The following is a 19,305-nucleotide window of genomic DNA, read 5'->3' on the forward strand; positions in this document are numbered from 1 at the left end:
CGGGAAAAAGGAGACCTGAAATGTTCAAAATCACCGCATTGCCCACCGACGACGTACGCGCCCTTCAGGCCGGTCACCCGGATTCCTATGGCGCAACGCCAGAACGGACCGTTTCAACGGGTGCCGGTAACCCGTGTCGCCATTGTTTGCAGAACATTCCCGAGGGCGAAGAAATGCTGATCTTGGCCCACAGGCCATTTTTAGAGACACATCCATATGCGGAAACCGGGCCAATCTTTCTGTGTGCTGCACCCTGTGAGCGATACGAGGGGCAAGACCTGCCCGAGATCCTGACCTCGTCGCCCGATTACCTAATTAAGGGCTATGGCACAGATGACCGCATCGCCTATGGCACCGGGGCGATCACGCCCACGGATCAGATCGGTGCAAAAGTCAGAGATATCTTTGCCCGACCAGATGTGGCCTATATCCACGTCCGATCTGCGCGAAACAACTGCTATCAGGCCCGAATCGACCGAGACTAAAGCTTGACCCTATGCATCCCCCGGTGCGGCTGATCCGGATCAACCGCCGGGGTGTCCCCTGTGCGGCTGGACGTCAAGGCGAGGAACACATCCTCTAGATCAGCCTCTTCAGTGCGGACATCGCGAATGCGGATATTGGCTGCGCGGACGGATTCCAGAACTTGCTCGGCGTTGGTTTGGGCGCTGCGATATTGCAGAACAAGGTTACCATCGTCGCGCAAGGCGGCCTCGACCCCTTCGGTTGCGGGTAGATCGATGACCGGGCTGTCGGGCACGATGACCATGGTACGGCTGTCCATTCGGCCCAGCAGGTTGGCGGTGCTGTCCTGCGCGATTTTCTCACCGTGATTGATGATGGCAATCTCGTCACACATTTCCTGCGCTTCTTCCAGGTAATGCGTGGTCAGGATGATGGTCATGCCCTGATCGTTCAGCTTGCGCACATTTGTCCAGAGCATCTGGCGCAGTTCGATATCCACGCCTGCCGTCGGTTCATCCAGCACCAGAATCTTGGGGTGATGCACCAGCGCCTTGGCTAGCAGTAACCGCCGCCGCATGCCACCCGACAGGGTACGGGCATAGGCTTCGGCCTTGTCGCTGAGACCGACCAGTTCAAGGATCTCATCGCTGCGGCGTTGGGCCTTAGGTACGCCGTACAAACCGGCCTGCACCTCCAACGCGCCGCGGGGGGTAAAAAACGGGTCAAGGTTCAGCTCTTGGGGCATCACGCCAATCGCGGAACGGGACTGGCGTGGGTTGCGGTCCTGATCGTACCCCCAGATCGACACAGAACCCGCCGTTTTCACCACCAGACCGGCCAGAATGTTGATCAGGGTCGATTTACCTGCCCCGTTCGGACCCAGCAGGCCAAACACCGACCCCCGTGGGATGCTCAAGTCTATGCCCTTCAGTGCCTGTTTCTCGGGCTGGCCCTTGCCACCCCGATAGGTCTTGCGCAGTCCATCGATCCTGATTGCCGCATCGGTCATGAGACCCTTGCCCCCGGTTTGCTCATCGCTCATAAACGCACCTAATGCATGCCCGCGAGGCCGACAACCAATGAAGGATCGCCAGCCGTGACACTTGATGCACCGGAAACCAAGATCGTCGAAACCGCACGTGTTGCCTGTGACGGCGGCGAAGGCGCATTGGGCCATCCGCGCGTTTGGTTGCAGATCCCCGAAGATACGGGCTGGGTCGAGTGCCCGTATTGCGATTGTAAATACGTACTGTCGGAGCGCGACGCGCAATAAATTCGGGGGCCGGATGCTTTTTGCAGTGCAGCTTTTGCGGGTGTCCGATCAGGACCCGATTGCCAGTGGCGGACATCGAGACGTGTATGCCTGCCCAGGGCAGTCCCACTTATTGGTAAAGGTGACGCGCCCGCGCAAACGGCCCAACCGATCCTTTGCGAAACGGTTGATCCGGCGGCTTCTGCCCGATTCTGTATTCCGCAATGCGCTAAAAGAAATCGAGGGTGAGATGAAGGCGGCGCTGAAAAGCGGCACCGACATCGAGCAACTGCCTTTGGCGCGATGTTTTGGCATAGCGCAAACCGACATTGGCCCAGCGATCATTGTGGAACGGATCGAATCCGATGACGGACAGCTCGCACATCCCCTTGCGAAGCTGTGCGAGGATGGAGCGCTGAGCGATGATGTTCTGAATGAACTGAACAGCTTTGCCAAAAAACTGTTTCAGCTTCAGATTGTTGCCCGCGATATTCACGAGACCAACATTGTCTACGGGCTGCGCAACGAAACCCGAATGTTCCTGCTGATCGATGGTTACGGAGAGCGCAATCTAATTCCATTGCGTACATTGAGCCGCAGGTTGAACAACCGGTCGCTGCACAAGCAGATGAACGGCATTGCCGAGCGTGTGGGGCTGATCTGGGACAGAACCGGGCAGGAATTCCGTGTCGCGTGATTGACGGCCTGCGTTAACGTTCCGGCACAGTTTTCCGGCCTCTTGTGTGGATTGACTACCTTCTTTGCTGGCCACCCGCGCGGGCCTGTGGCAGAACCGTTTCCAACCAGAACGGAGCGCGCGCATGAGCAATTTCGGAAAAGGGTGTCACCTGCATCTGATTGACGGATCGGCCTTTATTTTTAGGGCCTATCACGCGCTGCCGCCACTGACGCGAAAGTCGGACGGGCTGCCGATTGGCGCAGTTTCCGGCTTTTGCAACATGTTGCAGAAATATGTTGAAGGGAACGCTGGCCCGGAAGCACCGACCCATGTGGCGGTGATCTTTGACAAAGGCTCGCACACGTTCCGCAACGATATGTATGACCTCTACAAGGCGAACCGCGAAGCGATGCCCGAGGACCTGCGCCCGCAGATGCCCCTGACACGCGAAGCAACGAAAGCCTTCAACATCGCTTGCAAAGAGTTGGAGGGGTACGAGGCCGACGACATCATTGCGACCCTTGCTGTGCAGGCGCGTGAGGCGGGCGGGCGTGTGACAATCGTAAGCTCGGACAAGGATCTGATGCAGCTGGTTGGCGGCGGTGTCGAAATGCTGGATGCGATGAAGAACAAGCGCATCGACCGCGATGGCGTGATTGAGAAATTCGGTGTCGGCCCTGAACGCGTGGTTGATGTACAGGCACTGGCGGGCGACAGCGTCGATAACGTTCCCGGGGCTCCAGGCATTGGGGTCAAGACGGCCGCCCTGCTGATCAACGAATATGGTGATCTGGAAACGTTGCTGGACCGGGCCGAAGAAATTAAGCAGCCCAAGCGCCGCCAGACCCTGATCGAAAAGCGCGACCAGATCGAGCTGTCGAAGAAACTGGTGCAACTGGACGAGAACACACCGCTGGATTTCACGCTGGACGATCTTGAGGTGAAAGATCCCGAACCTGACACCTTGCTGGGTTTTCTGGCAGATATGGAGTTTCGCACGCTCACCAAGCGGATCGCGGACAAGCTGGGTGCCGAAGCGCCAGCGATTGCCGATGCGCCTGCGCCGGCTGCTGAGGTAGTCGAAGCCGAAGCCATCCCCTTTGATGCATCGAAATACGAATGTGTGCGGGATGCGGGTGCGCTGCAGAAATGGATAGATCAGGCGTATGAGCGCGGCTGGATCGCCGTGGATACGGAAACCACCGGCCTAAATGAAATGATAGCTGATCTTGTCGGCATCTCCCTGTCGGTTGAGCCGGGCGAGGCGTGTTATATCCCATTGATCCACCGGGAAAGCGCCACCGATGATCTGTTCGGCTCAGACGCGCTGGCCGAAGGGCAAATGCCCGTCAATGAGGCCCTGAATCTGCTCAAACCTATGTTCGAAGACCCGTCGATCCTGAAGATCGGGCAGAACATGAAGTACGACGCCAAGATTTTCGCCCGCTATGGCGTGAATGTGTCGCCCATCGATGACACGATGCTGATGTCCTACGCGATGCATGGGGGTGAGCATGGGCATGGTATGGATACCTTGTCCGACCGCTATCTGAATCACACGCCGATCCCGATCAAACCGTTGCTGGGTTCGGGCAAGTCAGCGATCACCTTCGACAAGGTGCCGATCGATGAGGCAACGGCCTATGCGGCCGAAGATGCCGATATCACGCTGCGCCTGTGGAAGCTGTTCAAACCGCAACTGCATCAGGTGCAGGTGACAACGGTATATGAAACGCTCGAACGCCCGCTGGTACCGGTTCTGGCCGAAATGGAAATGCACGGCATCAAGGTCGACCGCGATGTTCTGAGCCGGATGTCCAACGCATTTGCCCAGAAAATGGCAGGGTTAGAGGCTGATATCCACGAATTGGCGGGCGAGAATTTCAATGTTGGCTCTCCTGCCCAGCTTGGTGAGATTCTGTTCGACAAGATGGGGCTGGAAGGCGGCAAGAAGGGGAAAACCGGAAAATACTCGACCGGGGCTGACATTCTCGAAGACCTCGCGACCGAGCATGAATTGCCACGCCGAGTACTGGACTGGCGGCAACTGTCCAAGCTGAAATCGACCTACACCGATGCGCTGCAGACCCATATCAATCCAGATACGGGCCGGGTGCATACGTCTTATTCCATCACGGGGGCGAATACGGGGCGTCTGGCCTCGACCGATCCGAACCTGCAGAACATTCCGGTGCGTACCGAGGAGGGTCGGCGCATTCGCGAGGCGTTCATAGCCGAACCGGGCAATGTGCTGGTCAGCCTCGACTACAGCCAGATCGAGCTGCGCATTCTGGCGCATATCGCCGATATTTCGGCTCTGAAACAGGCGTTTTCCGACGGGCTGGACATTCACGCCATGACCGCGTCCGAGATGTTCGATGTGCCGCTGGACGAGATGACGCCGGATATCCGCCGTCAGGCCAAGGCGATCAACTTTGGTGTGATCTACGGCATCTCAGGCTTTGGGCTGGCGCGCAATCTGCGCATCCCGCGGGCCGAGGCACAGGGGTTCATCGACCGTTATTTCGAACGCTTCCCGGGTATTCGCAAGTATATGGACGACACTGTCGCCTTTGCCAAAGAGCATGGCTATGTGCAGACTTTGTTCGGACGTAAAATTCATACACCCGAGATTAATGCCAAGGGGCCGCATGCGGGGTTCTCGCGCCGGGCGGCGATCAATGCACCGATTCAGGGAACGGCGGCGGATGTAATCCGGCGCGCGATGGTGCGGATGCCAGATGCGATCAATGGTCTGCCCGCCAAGATGCTGCTGCAGGTGCATGACGAATTGCTGTTCGAAGTCGCCGAGGATGCGGTGGACTCTTTGATCGATGTCGCACGCGACGTGATGGAAGGCGCATCTGATCCAGCTGTGAAGCTGGATGTGAAGCTGAGCGTGGATGCCGGGCAAGGCGCCAACTGGGCTGAGGCGCACTAGAAATTCATCAAGCGGGCGGCGCTGCTCATCAGGCCCGGCGGGCCCTCTTTGCAGCGGGTCAGTCCTGCGGTCTGACCCACCCCTCGACCATACGTTTTACTGTTGGTCCAAGGGTTAGGATGACGGCGAAGGCGATGGGCCAGCAAAAAGCCCAGGAACCCATCCAGTCACCAAATGTGGACGGTCCGAAACCGACAGCTTTGACCGTGGCGATGCCAGTGACGATACAGGACATGAGGCCGGACATGATCAGTCCGAATACAGCGTGGGCCAAGCGGGCAGGGATCATTTCGGGCATCCTTAAGGTCGCGATGCCCCGGTTTTAGATATTTTCCCCCTGATTGCCAGACGGAATAGGGAATCTGGCGTCACATCCAGCCCAATGAGTGCACGGTTCTGGATGTTGACGGTGTGTATTCGGCGCTAACCCAACCGGAATATCCCGACGCCGTCATAGCGTTAAAAAGCTGAGCGAAATCCGTCGGACCGCGTCCCGGTTCAGAGCGGTCCGGGGCGGCTCCGACCTGGGCATGTACGACCCTTGGGTGAAACTGTTCCCAAACAGCCAGCGCATCTCCATGGATCATATGGGCGTGAAAGCTGTCGTATTGCAGGCCGACATTCGGGCGATCCACACGGTCCAGGATGTCAGCAGCCAGGTTGTAATCGTTGAGGAAGTAATCGGGCTGAGACACGGGGTTGAGCGGTTCAATCGTAAATTGTTGGTGCGGTGCAAGGTCGGCCGTCCATTGCAGGTTGTGCACCATGCATTCAAACGCGTCCGGTCCCGAGGAATAACCTGACATGATGTGGATCAGCCCCGGGCGCAGAACCTGAGCATAGCGCAAAACGCGGCGGATATCCGACTGGAACCGGCCTTCACCACCGGGAACAGCGGCATAACCGGGATCGCCGCCGGTGTAATTGGGTGGAGGCGCATTGATCAGCACCAGATCCAAACCGTTGGCCAGCAACGCGCGGTGTGTCTCTTTGGCGGCCAGGTCGTAGGGAAACAGAATTTCAACCGCCATGAACCCGGCCTCTGCGGCGGCCTGAAACCGGTCCAGGTAGGGAAGCTCGGCAAAGAGCAGGGAGATATTGGCCGCGAATTTTGGCATCGGAAGCCTTTTGATAGCTGGTGCGCTGATCTTATCCGCGAGGCGTTTTTAACGAAAGAGACCGAAAACGACAGTTTGTCGAAATTCGACCAGATCGGCCTGACTGAATCAGCGAGGGTCGGGGCAACGCGGCGAATCATTTCAGAACGCCGTGCCAACAAAAGGTTCGAACATTATGGCGATGAGCCCAAACCCCGCGCGCGGGAACGCCCTTTCTGCGTCTGCCGGGCAAAATTCGGCCTTGTCCGGCAACGGCTTGGCAGTGGCATCCATGCTGACGTGGGCGGCTGGGTTTCCGGCGGCCGAGGTGCTGTTGCAGACATGGCCGCCAGTTGCGCTGTTGGTTGCGCGCATGGCCATGGCTGTTGCGTTTCTACTCCCGATTTGGGTCATGATAGATGGCCCGGAACGGGTTCTGCGCGCCCGTTGGGGACATGCGTTTGTTGTCGGCGGGTTTGGCATCGGTCTGGGGATGTTTCTGCTGATCGTGGCGCAAAAACTGACGGACCCGGTCACAACGGCCATCATTGCCTCATGCGCGCCATTGATTGCGACATTGCTGGAACTTGCGTCTGGTACTCGGCGACTCAAGTGGAATTTTGCTGTTGGGGTTCTGATCTCGGTAGTGGGTGGATTGATCGCCACCAGCGCGGTAGCCCCGGCACAGTTGGGTTTGGGCGCGGCCTGTGCCGTTGCAGCGACAGCCCTGTTTTGCTGGGGTAGCCAGGCAACCTCGCGAGATTTCCCCGAATTAAGCCAGACCGGGCGCGCAGCGGTCACATTTGTTGGCGGGTTCTTCATGGCAACCATCCTGATGGCCGGCGCACATCATCTGGGCATGGATATCGTGCCGTCCATTTCTATCGACACGCGTCAAATTGGGATGCTGGCGATCTATTCGCTGATTTCCATGGCGCTCAGCCAGATCCTGTTTGTCGCATCGATTGGCAAACTGGGCGTCGCGCTTACGTCCTTTCACATCAATGTCGCCCCCTTCTACGTGATGCTGATCATGCTGGTGCTGGGCGAAGAGTGGAACTGGACCCGAGCGCTGGGTGCAGGGGTCGTGGCAATGGCTGTTGTTCTGGCACAGGATCGTCGGGTCGCAAAACCGGCCTAGTCGGTCAGGCTGTCCGACCGGATAAGCGGGAAAAACTGCCCACTGGACCAGACGCCAAACCAGCCATCTTTGTGCGTTGCGATGTCCACAAGACGATAAAAGCTTTTGCGATCTATGCGCGCCTCAAGATTTGCGCGAACCAATACATATGGTGACGGCTCGTCTGTTTCGGGATCGATGACAATCCGGATCGGGTGGTCCGGGCCAGCTATCGCGGTATCACCAACACGGGTCGTAAATGTCAGTGTTTGCGCCTGACCGTCGCCTGTCGCGCCAAAATCCACGGCCACAAAGGGCGCATCCTCGACAGTGATTCCCACCTTTTCCACCGGAGTCACGAGGTAGTATTTCCCGTCTTCTTTCTTAAGAATTGAGGAAAAAAGCTTCACAAGCTCGAACCTGTTGATCGGCGACCCTAAATAAGTCCAAGAGCCATCTTTTGCGATCTGGATGTCCAGATCGCCGCAAAACGGAGGATTCCACAGGTGAACAGGGGGTAAACCCCTGGTTTTGGCCGCTTTGACCGAGGCCGCCAGCCCGTCCGGAGAGGGGGTCACAGGTTTTTGTCCGCTCATTGCTTTTGCCATTTCCTTTTCGCGCGATACACTTCAACCATAATAGTCCACGGAAGGGAAAGTCATGACCGAACCTGCCGACCTCGTGTCCGAGATCGAAGCGCTGGAAATCAAACTGCAAGAGGCCAAGGCCTCGATCACCCGTCGCTTTATCGGACAGGAAAGGGTCGTGGACCTGACGCTGACCGCGCTGCTGTGTGGTGGTCACGCCTTGCTGATCGGCCTGCCTGGGCTTGGCAAGACGCGGCTGGTTGAAACGCTGTCGACCGTGATGGGTCTGCATGGCAACCGCATCCAGTTCACACCCGATCTGATGCCAGCTGATATTCTGGGGTCCGAGGTTCTGGACACCGCCGAGGATGGCAGCCGCCACTTTCGCTTTATTTCCGGTCCGATCTTCTGTCAGTTGCTGATGGCGGACGAAATCAACCGCGCCAGCCCTCGAACGCAATCGGCGCTGTTACAAGCGATGCAGGAACGTACCGTGACTGTGGCCGGGGAAGACCGCGATCTGGGTGAACCGTTCCACGTACTGGCGACGCAAAACCCGATCGAACAAGAGGGCACCTATCCACTGCCCGAGGCGCAGCTGGACCGCTTTTTGGTGCGGATTGACGTGGACTATCCGGATCGACAGACCGAGCGCGACATTCTTTTGGCCACGACTGGCGTGGAAGAGGACGAAGCGCACGAGATTTTCAGCAAGGAAGAGCTGTTGGCCGCTCAGACCCTGTTGCGCCGGATGCCGGTCGGGGACTCGGTTGTGGAACTGATCCTCGATCTTGTCCGCGCCTTCCGCCCTGAAGAGGCAGGTGTTTCTGAACGTGTCGCTGAAACCGTGGCTTGGGGCCCCGGCCCCCGTGCAGCACAAGCGCTGATGATGACGGTGCGTGCACGGGCGATGCTGCAAGGGCGATTGGCGCCGAATGCCGAGGACGTGCTGGACGTGGCCCGCCCGGTGCTTAGCCACCGGATGGCCTTGAACTTTGCGGCGCGGGCGCGCGGTGACAGCCTCGCAGACTTGATTGAGTCCACCGCCGCCGGTCTGGTGCGCACCGAGGCTGCGGCGTGAATGCCGCGCTGACCCTTCGCGAAAGATCTGAGGCCGAGGCGTCCCGGCTGCCGCCGCTCTTGGCGCGGGCCGAGCAGCTGGCCGGTACGGTTCTGCTGGGCGATCACGGTCGACGCCGCGCGGGGCTTGGTGACGATTTCTGGCAATATCGCCCTGCTCAGATCGGCGACAGCCGCCGGATGATCGACCATCGGCGCTCTGCCAGGGGCGATCAGCAATTTGTGCGTGAACGCGAGTGGCAGATTGCGCAATCGGTAATGCTGTGGGTCGATCAGGGCGCGTCGATGCGGTTTGCGTCTCACAAGAACCTGCCTACCAAGGCCGACCGCGCTCGTCTGCTGGGGTTGGCAACCGCGATCCTGCTGGTGCGCGGGGGTGAGCGTGTCGGTTTGACTGGTACGACCCTGCCGCCGCGACGCGGTAATGCTCAGATCATCCGACTGGCAGAAGCGTGGTCCGAGGATGCTGAGAGCGACTATGCGCCACCCGAACACCGCGCCATGATTCCGCATGCCCGCGCCGTTTTCATTTCCGATTTCCTTGGTCCGCTGGACGAGGTCGAACTGGCCCTGACCAAAGCCGCCGACCGGGGGGTGCGGGGTTTGGTCCTGCAGGTTCTCGATCCCGGAGAAGAGACCTTTCCGTACCGGGGGCGCACGATCTTTGAAAGCGTCGGCGGGTCTGTCCGACACGAAACCCTAAAGGCCGGAGAACTGCGCGAGCGGTATCTGGAACGACTTGCGAAACGCAAGGATGCGCTGACCCATTTGTGCCGCGCAACGGGCTGGCAGCTGGGGCTGCATCACACCGGTGACAGTGCGCAAGCAGCTCTGTTGTGGCTCTATCGTGCGCTGGATGGGGGAACGGGATGACGGTTTTGGCGGGAATTGGCTTTACCGCACCGTGGGTGTTGATGGGTCTTTTGACCCTGCCGATCCTGTGGCTAATCCTGCGTGCCGTGCCACCCGCGCCGATCCGTCGGTTGTTCCCGGCGGTGACGCTGCTGCTGGGGTTGAGGGATGACGAAAGCGTTTCTGACCGCACCCCATGGTGGCTGTTGTTGCTGCGCATGCTGGCGGCGGCGGCGATTATCATTGGATTGGCCGGACCGGTCCTGAACCCCTCGCGCGATCAGGCAGGTTCAGGTCCGTTGCTGCTGGTTCTGGATGCCAGCTGGGCCGGGGCGACCCGCTGGTCAACGACGCTGGATCAGATCGATGTGCAGCTGACCGAGGCCGGGCGCGCGGGGCGCACCGTGGCCATCCTGCGCCTGACCGAACCTGAAACCCCCGTTTTTCAAGCCGCCGAAGCATGGCGCGGCCGTTTACCCGGGCTGACCCCGACACCGTGGCAACCGACCCCGGCGCAAGTCGTTATGGCGCTGGCTGCCATGGATCAGGTGGACGGAGGGTTTGACACCCATTGGTTCAGCGATCGCTTAACCTACGAGGGGCACGAGGCGATCCTGTCTGCCCTGCGCGCGCGCGGTGATGTGACAGTCTATCAGGCCCCGTCGCCTGCGGTTGCGATTCTGCCTGCTACATACCAGGACGGGGTCATTCAATTGTCCGCGCAACGGGCGGAACCCGGTCCGGCAGATCGCGTCACGATACTGGCTCAGGGGCGTGACCCCGCCGGTGCAATGCGTGTTCTGCAATCGGCCGAGATGGAGTTTGCCAGCGGCGAGACACAGGCGCAGGTAGAACTGTCGCTGCCTTCCGAACTGCGCGCGCGCATCACCCGGTTCGAGATTCAGGGTGAACGTTCGGCAGGGGCCGTCACGCTGACCGATGACAGCTTGCGGCGACGCGAAGTCGCCCTGATTGCCGGATCTCTGAACCGCGAAGGGTTAGAGCTGTTGTCGCCGTTGCATTACCTGACGCAAGTTCTGACCCCTACGGCGGACTTCGTCGATGGCGGATTGCTGGAAGTCCTGCCCGCCAATCCAGATGTGATCGTGCTGGCCGATGTGGCGAAACCGGCCGGGTCCGAACAGGCGGCGCTGGTCGAATGGGTGGAACAGGGCGGTTTGCTGCTGCGCTTTGCTGGTCCGCGGATGGCGGCCAGCGATCTTGGCCGGGATGCCGAGGACACCCTGTTGCCGGTGCGCCTGCGCAGCGGCGGACGCTCGGTCGGTGGCGCGATGAGTTGGGGCGAAGCCAAAGGGCTGGCACCTTTCCCGGAAAACTCGCCCTTTTATGGATTGAAGGTACCGGAAGATGTCACAGTGACCACGCAGGTCATGGCGCAACCAGACCCTAATTTGGCGGATCGGGTCATTGCCTCACTTTCGGATGGCACGCCCTTGGTGACGCGCAAAGCGTTGGGATTGGGGCAGGTGGTACTGTTCCATGTGACGGCAGATGCAGAATGGTCCAGCCTTCCCTTGTCTGGGCTTTTTGTTGAAATGTTGGACCGGCTGGCGGTGTCATCAGCGGCGAAATCGCGGCAGGAGTCACAGTTGCAAGGCACCACGTGGGAACCGATTCAGGTTATGGATGGCTTTGGTGTTCTGTCTGATGCCGGAAATCTACCGGGCGTCGATGGTGTTGAGCTTGTGGCCGGTCAGATCGGTCCCGATCTGCGACCCGGCCTTTACGAAAGCGGCAAACAGAAATTGGCACGCAACGTTCTGTCCGATGAAACGGTTCTCAGCCCAGCGGTCTGGCCGTCGGATGTTCCGATCAAGGGCCAGGAGGTCAGCACCGAAACACCCATTGGGGGCATCCTGCTGAGCCTTGCATTGTTGTTACTGACGATTGACGTCATCGCCTCGTTGGCGTTGTCCGGTCGCCTTGGTTTGGCCAGAGCAGCGGCTGTCGCACTGGGGGCGATTTTGCTGGTGCCCGAAGTACAGGCGCAAACGCCCGAAAGTACAGATTTCGCGTTGAGCGCCACACAGGAATTGGTTCTGGCGCATGTTCTGACGGGTGATCAGCAGGTTGACGATATTGCGGCTGCAGGAATGCGCGGATTGGCTCAGACGTTGTTTTTTCGAACCTCGGTAGAACCTGCTAAACCCATTGGCGTGGATCTGGAACGGGACGAGTTGGCGTTTTTCCCGCTGCTTTATTGGCCGATCTCACCCGACCAGCCGCAACCGTCGGCTGAGGCTTATGCCAAGCTCAACGCTTACCTGCGTTCGGGTGGAATGATCCTATTCGACACGCGTGATGCGGATGTGGCACGCTTTGGGGCGGCCAGCCCGAATGGGCGCAAGCTGCAACAGATCGCGGCCCCGCTGAATATCCCTTCGTTAGAGCCTGTTCCGCGTGACCATGTCCTGACCCGTGCCTTCTACCTTTTGCAGGATTTCCCGGGTCGCTACGCGGGCACCGAAGTTTGGGTCGAGGCGGCACCCATGGATGCCGAACAGATCGAAGGCATGCCGTTCCGCAACCTCAATGATAACGTGACGCCAGTGGTGATCGGCGGCAATGACTGGGGTGCGGCCTGGGCCATTGATCGCAACGGTCAGGCACTACTGCCGGTTGGCCGCGGGTATGCGGGTGAGCGGCAGCGTGAGCTTGCAAACCGCTTTGGTGTCAATCTGGTGATGCATGTGCTGACCGGGAACTACAAATCAGATCAGGTGCACGTGCCTGCCTTGCTGGACAGGTTGGGACAATGACTGGAACCGTCATCTTCGACCCGCTGATCCCTTGGCCCATTCTCGCCATCGTGGTGGCGATTGCTGTTGCTGGGGTTGTTCTGGCCCTGTGGCGCGGTTTGTCTGGCTGGGCTTTGCGCGGTTTGGCGGCGCTGGTTTTGATCGCTGCGCTGTCAGGTCCGGTCTATCAGATCGAAGATCGCGCGCCGCTGACCGATATCGTTCTGATGATCGAGGATGAAAGCGCAAGTCAGACTCTTTCGGACCGGGCGGACCAGACTGCACAGGCCACAAAGGAATTGGCGGCCGAGATTGAATCCCGTGACAATACTGAACTGCGCCGCATTCGCGTAGGTGACGGAGACGGGGACGAAGGCACCCAAGTTATGGCGGCCCTGAACGAAGCTTTGGCCGAAGAACCACGCGCACGGATCGCGGGCATTTTAGTGGTGTCGGACGGCATCGTGCATGATGCCGATCAGGCCCCCGATCTGCCCGCGCCCATGCATCTTTTGCAGACAGGGCGCAAAACGGATTGGGATCGCCGTCTGATCGTCCGCAATGCGCCTGCCTTTGCCATTATTGATGAACCCGTTATCTTGACCCTAAGGGTTGAGGATAGCGGTGCAGCACCCACTGGGGCCTCGACCGCGCCGCTCGAAATTTCGGTCGACGGGGCCGAAGCCGAGCAATTCACGATCCCCATTGGTGTTGATGTTGAGCTGCCGATCACGCTGCCCCATGGCGGGCGCAACGTGATTCAGTTCACCGTGCCAGAGGCTGAGGGCGAGCTGACCGATCGCAACAACACGGCGCTGATCCAGATGAACGGGGTCCGTGACCGGCTGCGCGTGTTGCTGGTGTCCGGCGAGCCGCATCCGGGCGGGCGGACATGGCGCAACCTGCTGAAATCTGACAGTTCTGTGGATCTGGTGCATTTTACCATTCTGCGCCCCCCTGAAAAGCAGGACGGGGTGCCGGTGGATGAATTGTCACTGATCGCCTTCCCGACGCGCGAGCTGTTTCTGGAAAAGATCAACGATTTCGACCTGATCATCTTTGACCGCTACAAGCGGCGCGGCATCCTGCCTGCGATCTATCTGGACAATGTCACCAACTATATCAACGAGGGTGGTGCCGTTCTTGTTGCCGCCGGACCGGATTTCGCCAGCGCCGACAGTATCTTCCGCTCACCCTTGGCACCGATCCTGCCTGCGCAACCCACTGCGCGGGTGATCGAGGAACGCTATGTACCGATGGTCACCGACCTGGGGCATCGCCATCCGGTCACGACGGACCTTGGCGACTCGGATAACTGGGGTGCTTGGCTGCGCCAGATCGACGTCAATCACCGCACGGGTGAGGTGTTAATGACGGGCGTGGATGACCGGCCCCTGTTGGTGCTCAACCGTGTTGGCGAAGGGCGCGTGGCGCTGCTGGCCTCGGACCATGCCTGGTTGTGGAGCCGGGGATTCGAAGGTGGCGGACCGCAGCTGGAATTGCTGCGCCGATTGGCGCATTGGATGATGAAAGAGCCCGAGCTCGAGGAAGAGGCCTTGTGGGCCGAGGCCAATGGTCAGGTGATGCGCATCATCCGTCAAACGCTGGGGGATGAGGTCGGGCCGGTAACCGTAACCCGCCCGAACGGCGAAACGGTCGAAATTACCTTGGATGAGGTCTCGCCGGGGCGGTTCGAAGCACAGTATTTCGGGCCGGAAATCGGCCTCTATCGCCTTCAGGAAGGGGAGCAATCCACCGTCATCGGGCTTGGCCCCGCGGCACCCAAGGAATTCGAACGCACGATCGCAACGGCCGAGGTTCTGGAACCTGTGACGGCAGAATTGCGCGGCGGTACGGTGCGTTTGGAGGAGGGTTTGCCGTCGATCCGCAACGTACGTGCCGGGCGTCCCGCATCAGGGCGCGGATGGATCGGTCTGACCCCGCGCAACGCCTATGAAACACGTGACGTGACGCAGGCCGGGCTATTGCCACCTTGGCTTGTATTGCTGCTGGCGGGCGGGTTCCTTCTGGCGGGCTGGCTGCGCGAGGGACGGTGACAGGTCAGTCAAACACCACGCTTACCGTGGGATTGCCGGGCAAGCCGTCGTAAGACACAGACGCCCCGCCTTTACCCTTTGCGGGCGGGAATAACGGCCCGAATGATCCGACGGAAATCAGGTCCCCCGGTTGAAATTCAATCCCTTTGGACATCAGCCAAAGGGCGGCATTGGCCGGATGCCCCAGTACCGCTGTGCCCGGTGCCTGCGCCAAAATCTCGTCATCTGCGGCGCGGAGGGTGACGGTCATATCAGCCAAGGCCTGCGCCATAGCTGCCGGATCGGACACAGGGATTTCTGCTCCCAAAACACCCAGCTTCGGAGCAACGCCAATTGCTGTCAGCGTGACCGGGGTGATCGGTTCACCCTCGGCAAAGGTCAGGTCCGGTAGCTCGATAAACGGGCGAATGGCTGAGATGCCTTGCAGCACCTCCTCTGGCGACGTGGCCTGATTGATATCCGCTGTGCCAACAACTAGCACCAGATCGGCCTCAAATACCGGTCGCGCACCCCAGTCTGATGGAACGGTCGCGCCGTCATCCAGCATCATGTCGCGGAACAATACGCCCTGAACCGGTTCGGATGCGCCAAATCTTTCTTGTGCCGGTGCGCTGGTCAAACCGGCCTTGTAGCCGATGACCGGCCCTAAATGTGGCTCTAATGCGGACACTATGAGCGCTTGCGTGCACAGCGCGTCATTCATTGTGCCATCAGATGAAAGGGCAGGTGTGGGCGAAGCTGAGAGGTAATCCGCGATGAACTGATCGATCTGATCATCCGTTGCGCAGCCTGCCGCCACAGGATGGGCAAACACGCCACAGGCCAACAAAGCGCCGAAGAAACCCTGCATATCACACCTCCGTTTTGGCAAGAGTGGCACGAGGTTCGATCATTGGGCAACGGCTTAAACAGTTCTTCACTCTCTGCCCGGATGCTGGACGCAGATTGTTCCGGAAACACCAAAGATGAGTCTTGCAGGAAAACTGTCACAGGAACGGCGCGCACGTCTGGCGGCCGAGCGGTTGTTGGAAATGAAACAGGCAGAGCTGTCGGCGGCGAATCGCAAACTGGGCCTGCATGCGATGGCATTGACCAAGCGGATCGGCGAAACCCAGGCCGAGGTTGAAACGGTCCGGGGTGAAAATGAAAAGGTCAAATCCGATCTGACGGTCGCCAACGCCAAGATCGAGGTAGCCGAGCGCCGCCTGTGGCATTCTATCCAAACTATTCAGGATGGATTCGCGTTCTTTGACGAGGAAAGTCGCCTGATCGGGGCAAACGCGGCTTACTTGAGCGTCTTTGACGGGCTGGAAGAGGTTGCGCCGGGTGTAACCTATCCTAGGATTCTTGAGATTCTGACGACCGAGGGGCTGATTGATCTTGGGTCCGAGCCGACGTCCGGCTGGCGTGAGAGAATGCTGCAGAGATGGGCCATGCCGCATCCACAGCCCGAGGTTATCCGGCTGTGGAACGGCCATTACATCAAGCTAATCGACCAGCGCGGTCATGGTGGCGATGTGGTGAGTCTGGCCCTGAACATCTCGGCATCCGTGCGCCATGAGGCCGAATTGACCTCTGCTCGTGAACGGGCCGAGGCGGCAAACCGCGCCAAATCGGCCTTTCTGGCCAATATGAGCCATGAAATCCGAACCCCGATGAACGGTATCGTGGGCATGACTGAATTGCTGACCGAAACACCTTTGGATGAAGAACAACGGCTGTATTTGAACACTATCCGCAACTCGGGCGAGGCGCTTTTGGTGATTATCAACGACGTCCTGGACTATTCCAAGATCGAGGCTGACAAGCTGACCCTGCAGCCAGAACAGTTCGACTTTGAACGCTGCATTCTTGAAGTCGCGATGCTGCTGCAACCCAGCGTGCGCGATAAAGGTCTGACGCTATTGGTGGATTACGATCTGTTCCTGCCCACATTGTTCGTCGGCGATCCCGGGCGGGTCCGGCAGGTTTTGACCAATCTTGTCGGCAATGCGGTCAAGTTCACGTCCGAGGGCCATGTCCTGATCCGTGTCACCGGCGTGCCGAACCCGGATGCCCAATCCTGCGATGTGCATGTCGCGATCGAAGATACCGGCATCGGCATCGACGAAGACAACATCGGGCACATTTTTGGTGAATTCAATCAGGTCGAAGACGAGCGAAACCGGGCCTTTGAAGGAACCGGTCTGGGCCTTGCCATTACCAAACGACTGATCACATTGATGGGCGGTTCTATCTGGGTGGACAGCGAGCCGGGGCAGGGGTCCTGCTTCGGATTTCGCGTCTCACTGCCGACCGCTGAAGGCCCGCAACCCGCCCCGCCCGATCTTGACGGGCGCCTGCGCCATGTGATGATCGTCGAGGATTTGGCCGCCAACTGCGCGATCCTGTCCAAACAGCTGGGTCGGCTGGGGGTGCAGGTCACCGTTTGCACCTCGGGCCGAGAGGCACTGACGGCGCTGGACGACAGTGTGGACCTTCTGCTGTGCGATCATGACCTGGCTGATATGGACGGGCTTGAGCTGGCTGTCCTGCTGAAAGACAGGGGATGGGGCGCTCTGCCGGTTGTCGTGATGTCGGCCAATCCCGGTGTCATTCACGCCCACCCCGCACGCCACCTGATCCAAGGCGTTCTGCAAAAGCCGATCCCCAGGGCCGAGCTATACGCCCGCCTGAAAGCGCTTGGCAATCCAAAGGGCGTCGAGACGCCTTCGGAGACCGCACCGATCAGCCAGGCACTCAACCAGCCCGCATGTGAAGGAACGCAGCGCATCATGCGTGTTCTGGCGGCCGAAGATAACCGGACCAATCAACTGATTCTTAAGAAGATGGTCAAAGATCTGAACATCGACCTGCGCTTTGCCGGCAACGGGATCGAAGCGGTGCAGGAGTATCAGGAATTTGACCCCGACCTTATCTTTATGGATATCTCGATGCCTAAAATGGACGGCAAACAGGCCACAGCCGAAATCCGGCGCCGCGAGATCGAGACCGGCCGACATGTTCCCATTGTCGCTCTGACGGCTCATGCGATGGCTGGTGATGATCAGGGGATCTTGTCTGCCGGGCTGGATCACTACCTGACCAAACCGCTGCAAAAGCAAACGATTCACCAGATGGTTCTGACCCATAGGCCGGATGATTGTTGCCCGGTTGTTGCAGAGGAAATCCAGGCTGACTAGATTGAACCCATGTCTGAAGATCGTGGATTTCAGCCCCGCGCGCTGGGTGAAATTGCCATCCGCTGCGCGGATATGGCCGCCATGGTCGCGTTTTATGAAAACGTGATCGGGTTAGAGCGTCTTAGCGGTGACCACAACAGCGCGATCACCTTTTTCCAAATCGCGCCCGGATATGGTGGCCACACGCAGGTTCTGGCCCTGTTTCACCACACCGCTGCCCCGCGACCAGGGTTGCACCCGACCGGGTCACAAAAACCGGTGACGGGTGGCACGTCATCCCTGCATCACATCGCTTTGTCGCTGCCATTCGACGAACAAGACGCTGTGATGCGATGGTATGACCACCTTGGCCAGCCCTACCGGGTCGAACAGTTCGGATGGATCGGTTGGCGCGGTATTTTCACCGAAGACCCCGAAGGCAATACGGTCGAACTGGTCGCCTATGACCCGTCGATGTTAGATCAAGCCTGATAGGGCCGCACAAAGACGGGTTTGTTTTCTTCTGATAAATCGGGGCGGTATTTATAGCCACCTGAGTCAAAGTCCAGCAGTCCTTTGGGGTCGTCCAGCCTGTGCTGAATGACATACCGTGCCATCGCACCGCGCGCTTTTTTGGCAAAAAAGCTCACGATCTTAGGCGTGCCTGCTTTGTCTTCCATGAAAACAGGGGTGATAACGCGCAGCTTCAGTGCTTTAGGGTCTACTGCGCCGAAATATTCCTGGCTGGCGCAGTTGACCAGAACGTCCGATCCAACCTCAGCACCTTGCGCATTAAGCGCTTTGCTCAGTTGATCGCGCCAATATTCATACAGGTTCTTTCCGCGGCGGGTTTTTAGCTTGCTGCCCATCTCAAGCCGATAAGCCTGAATGGAATCCAGCGGGCGCAGCACGCCGTAAAGACCGGACAGAATGCGAAGATGATCCTGCGCCCAGGCCATCTCCTCGGCATCCAGCGACGCAGCTTCGAGCCCCTGATAGGTGTCGCCCGCAAAGGCCAGCGCGGCGGGGCGTGTCACATCCGCCTCGGGCGCGTCTGAGAATGCGCGATACCGGTCGCGGTTCAGGCGCGCGAGATCATCGCTTAGGTCCATCAGCTTTTTCAGATCACCCAACGTCAGATTTCGGGCGGTTTTTGACAGACGGATGGCATCGTCCTGAAAGTCTGGCTGCGTGACTTCGACATCCCGTTCCGCCCAGTCCAGCCGCTTGGCCGGGGAAATAACTACCAGCATAT

The 19,305-nt window shown here is 59.1% G+C and carries 17 protein-coding genes; 11 read left to right on the forward strand and 6 right to left on the reverse strand.

Annotated features, from left to right (window positions below; translation table 11 throughout):
* Window positions 1–20: 20 nt before the first annotated feature.
* Window positions 21–485: a DUF1203 domain-containing protein gene (locus AC2FFH_RS17265; protein WP_496765670.1), complete on the forward strand. Its 465-nt coding sequence runs from the start codon at window positions 21–23 to the stop codon at window positions 483–485.
* On the opposite strand, the gene AC2FFH_RS17270 is transcribed toward AC2FFH_RS17265, so the two are convergent.
* Window positions 482–1,474 (reverse strand): ABC transporter ATP-binding protein, encoded by a 993-nt coding sequence (locus tag AC2FFH_RS17270; RefSeq protein ID WP_496845025.1) that lies wholly within the window; start codon window positions 1,472–1,474, stop codon window positions 482–484. The two genes, AC2FFH_RS17265 and AC2FFH_RS17270, sit on opposite strands and share 4 nt — an antisense overlap.
* Before the next feature lie 87 nt (window positions 1,475–1,561).
* On the opposite strand from AC2FFH_RS17270, the gene AC2FFH_RS17275 reads away from it, so the two are divergent.
* From AC2FFH_RS17275 to polA, 3 genes are all read left to right on the forward strand, one after another.
* Window positions 1,562–1,738: a zinc-finger domain-containing protein gene (locus tag AC2FFH_RS17275; RefSeq protein WP_496844924.1), complete on the forward strand. Its 177-nt coding sequence runs from the start codon at window positions 1,562–1,564 to the stop codon at window positions 1,736–1,738.
* A 13-nt stretch (window positions 1,739–1,751) separates the two neighbouring features.
* Entirely contained in the window at window positions 1,752–2,414 is a 663-nt protein-coding gene (locus AC2FFH_RS17280) for a YrbL family protein (RefSeq protein ID WP_496844925.1), read from the forward strand.
* 124 nt (window positions 2,415–2,538) lie between these two features.
* Entirely contained in the window at window positions 2,539–5,337 is a 2,799-nt protein-coding gene (polA, locus tag AC2FFH_RS17285) for a DNA polymerase I (RefSeq protein ID WP_496844926.1), read from the forward strand.
* 58 nt (window positions 5,338–5,395) lie between these two features.
* Here polA and AC2FFH_RS17290 read toward each other — a convergent pair whose 3' ends face one another.
* Together AC2FFH_RS17290 and AC2FFH_RS17295 are read right to left on the reverse strand one after the other, a co-directional pair.
* On the reverse strand, window positions 5,396–5,626 hold the full coding sequence (locus AC2FFH_RS17290; RefSeq protein WP_082637211.1) for a DUF2798 domain-containing protein: 231 nt from the start codon (window positions 5,624–5,626) through the stop codon (window positions 5,396–5,398).
* Window positions 5,627–5,705: 79 nt separating this feature from the next.
* Window positions 5,706–6,455, reverse strand: coding sequence for a hydroxypyruvate isomerase family protein (locus AC2FFH_RS17295; RefSeq protein ID WP_496726452.1), 750 nt, complete (start codon window positions 6,453–6,455; stop codon window positions 5,706–5,708).
* Window positions 6,456–6,636: 181 nt separating this feature from the next.
* On the opposite strand from AC2FFH_RS17295, the gene AC2FFH_RS17300 reads away from it, so the two are divergent.
* Window positions 6,637–7,575: a DMT family transporter gene (locus AC2FFH_RS17300; protein ID WP_496765662.1), complete on the forward strand. Its 939-nt coding sequence runs from the start codon at window positions 6,637–6,639 to the stop codon at window positions 7,573–7,575.
* Here AC2FFH_RS17300 and AC2FFH_RS17305 read toward each other — a convergent pair.
* Window positions 7,572–8,150: a DUF1285 domain-containing protein gene (locus AC2FFH_RS17305; protein ID WP_496765661.1), complete on the reverse strand. Its 579-nt coding sequence runs from the start codon at window positions 8,148–8,150 to the stop codon at window positions 7,572–7,574. The genes AC2FFH_RS17300 and AC2FFH_RS17305 overlap by 4 nt on opposite strands.
* Window positions 8,151–8,214: 64 nt before the next feature.
* Between AC2FFH_RS17305 and AC2FFH_RS17310 the strand changes: the two genes are divergently transcribed.
* Genes AC2FFH_RS17310 through AC2FFH_RS17325 form a run of 4 tightly spaced genes read left to right on the forward strand, consistent with a single transcriptional unit; the run spans window position 8,215 to window position 14,889 of the window.
* Complete coding sequence (locus AC2FFH_RS17310) at window positions 8,215–9,222, forward strand: AAA family ATPase (RefSeq protein WP_496765660.1); 1,008 nt, start codon at window positions 8,215–8,217, stop codon at window positions 9,220–9,222.
* A complete protein-coding gene (locus AC2FFH_RS17315; RefSeq protein ID WP_496765659.1) occupies window positions 9,219–10,094 on the forward strand; it encodes a DUF58 domain-containing protein in 876 nt (291 codons plus the stop codon). Before AC2FFH_RS17310 ends, AC2FFH_RS17315 begins: the two co-directional genes overlap by 4 nt.
* Entirely contained in the window at window positions 10,091–12,853 is a 2,763-nt protein-coding gene (locus AC2FFH_RS17320) for a DUF4159 domain-containing protein (RefSeq protein ID WP_496844927.1), read from the forward strand. Before AC2FFH_RS17315 ends, AC2FFH_RS17320 begins: the two co-directional genes overlap by 4 nt.
* Window positions 12,850–14,889 (forward strand): hypothetical protein, encoded by a 2,040-nt coding sequence (locus AC2FFH_RS17325; protein WP_496844929.1) that lies wholly within the window; start codon window positions 12,850–12,852, stop codon window positions 14,887–14,889. The genes AC2FFH_RS17320 and AC2FFH_RS17325 overlap by 4 nt, the downstream gene beginning before the upstream one ends.
* A gap of 4 nt (window positions 14,890–14,893) precedes the next feature.
* Here AC2FFH_RS17325 and AC2FFH_RS17330 read toward each other — a convergent pair whose 3' ends face one another.
* Window positions 14,894–15,739, reverse strand: a complete 846-nt coding sequence (locus AC2FFH_RS17330; RefSeq protein ID WP_496844931.1) for a 2-keto-4-pentenoate hydratase — start codon at window positions 15,737–15,739, stop codon at window positions 14,894–14,896.
* A gap of 115 nt (window positions 15,740–15,854) precedes the next feature.
* Here AC2FFH_RS17330 and AC2FFH_RS17335 point away from each other — a divergent pair, with 115 nt between their 5' ends.
* Both AC2FFH_RS17335 and AC2FFH_RS17340 read left to right on the forward strand, forming a co-directional pair.
* Window positions 15,855–18,071 carry a response regulator gene (locus AC2FFH_RS17335; RefSeq protein ID WP_496844932.1) on the forward strand — a complete coding sequence of 739 codons (2,217 nt, stop codon included), beginning with the start codon at window positions 15,855–15,857 and terminating at the stop codon, window positions 18,069–18,071.
* Window positions 18,072–18,080: 9 nt separating this feature from the next.
* On the forward strand, window positions 18,081–18,542 hold the full coding sequence (locus tag AC2FFH_RS17340; protein WP_496782320.1) for a VOC family protein: 462 nt from the start codon (window positions 18,081–18,083) through the stop codon (window positions 18,540–18,542).
* Here AC2FFH_RS17340 and yaaA read toward each other — a convergent pair.
* Window positions 18,533–19,303, reverse strand: coding sequence for a peroxide stress protein YaaA (gene yaaA / locus AC2FFH_RS17345; RefSeq protein WP_496844933.1), 771 nt, complete (start codon window positions 19,301–19,303; stop codon window positions 18,533–18,535). The two genes, AC2FFH_RS17340 and yaaA, sit on opposite strands and share 10 nt — an antisense overlap.
* Window positions 19,304–19,305: the final 2 nt, after the last annotated feature.

This window comes from Ruegeria sp. YTSC003, assembly GCF_059609785.1.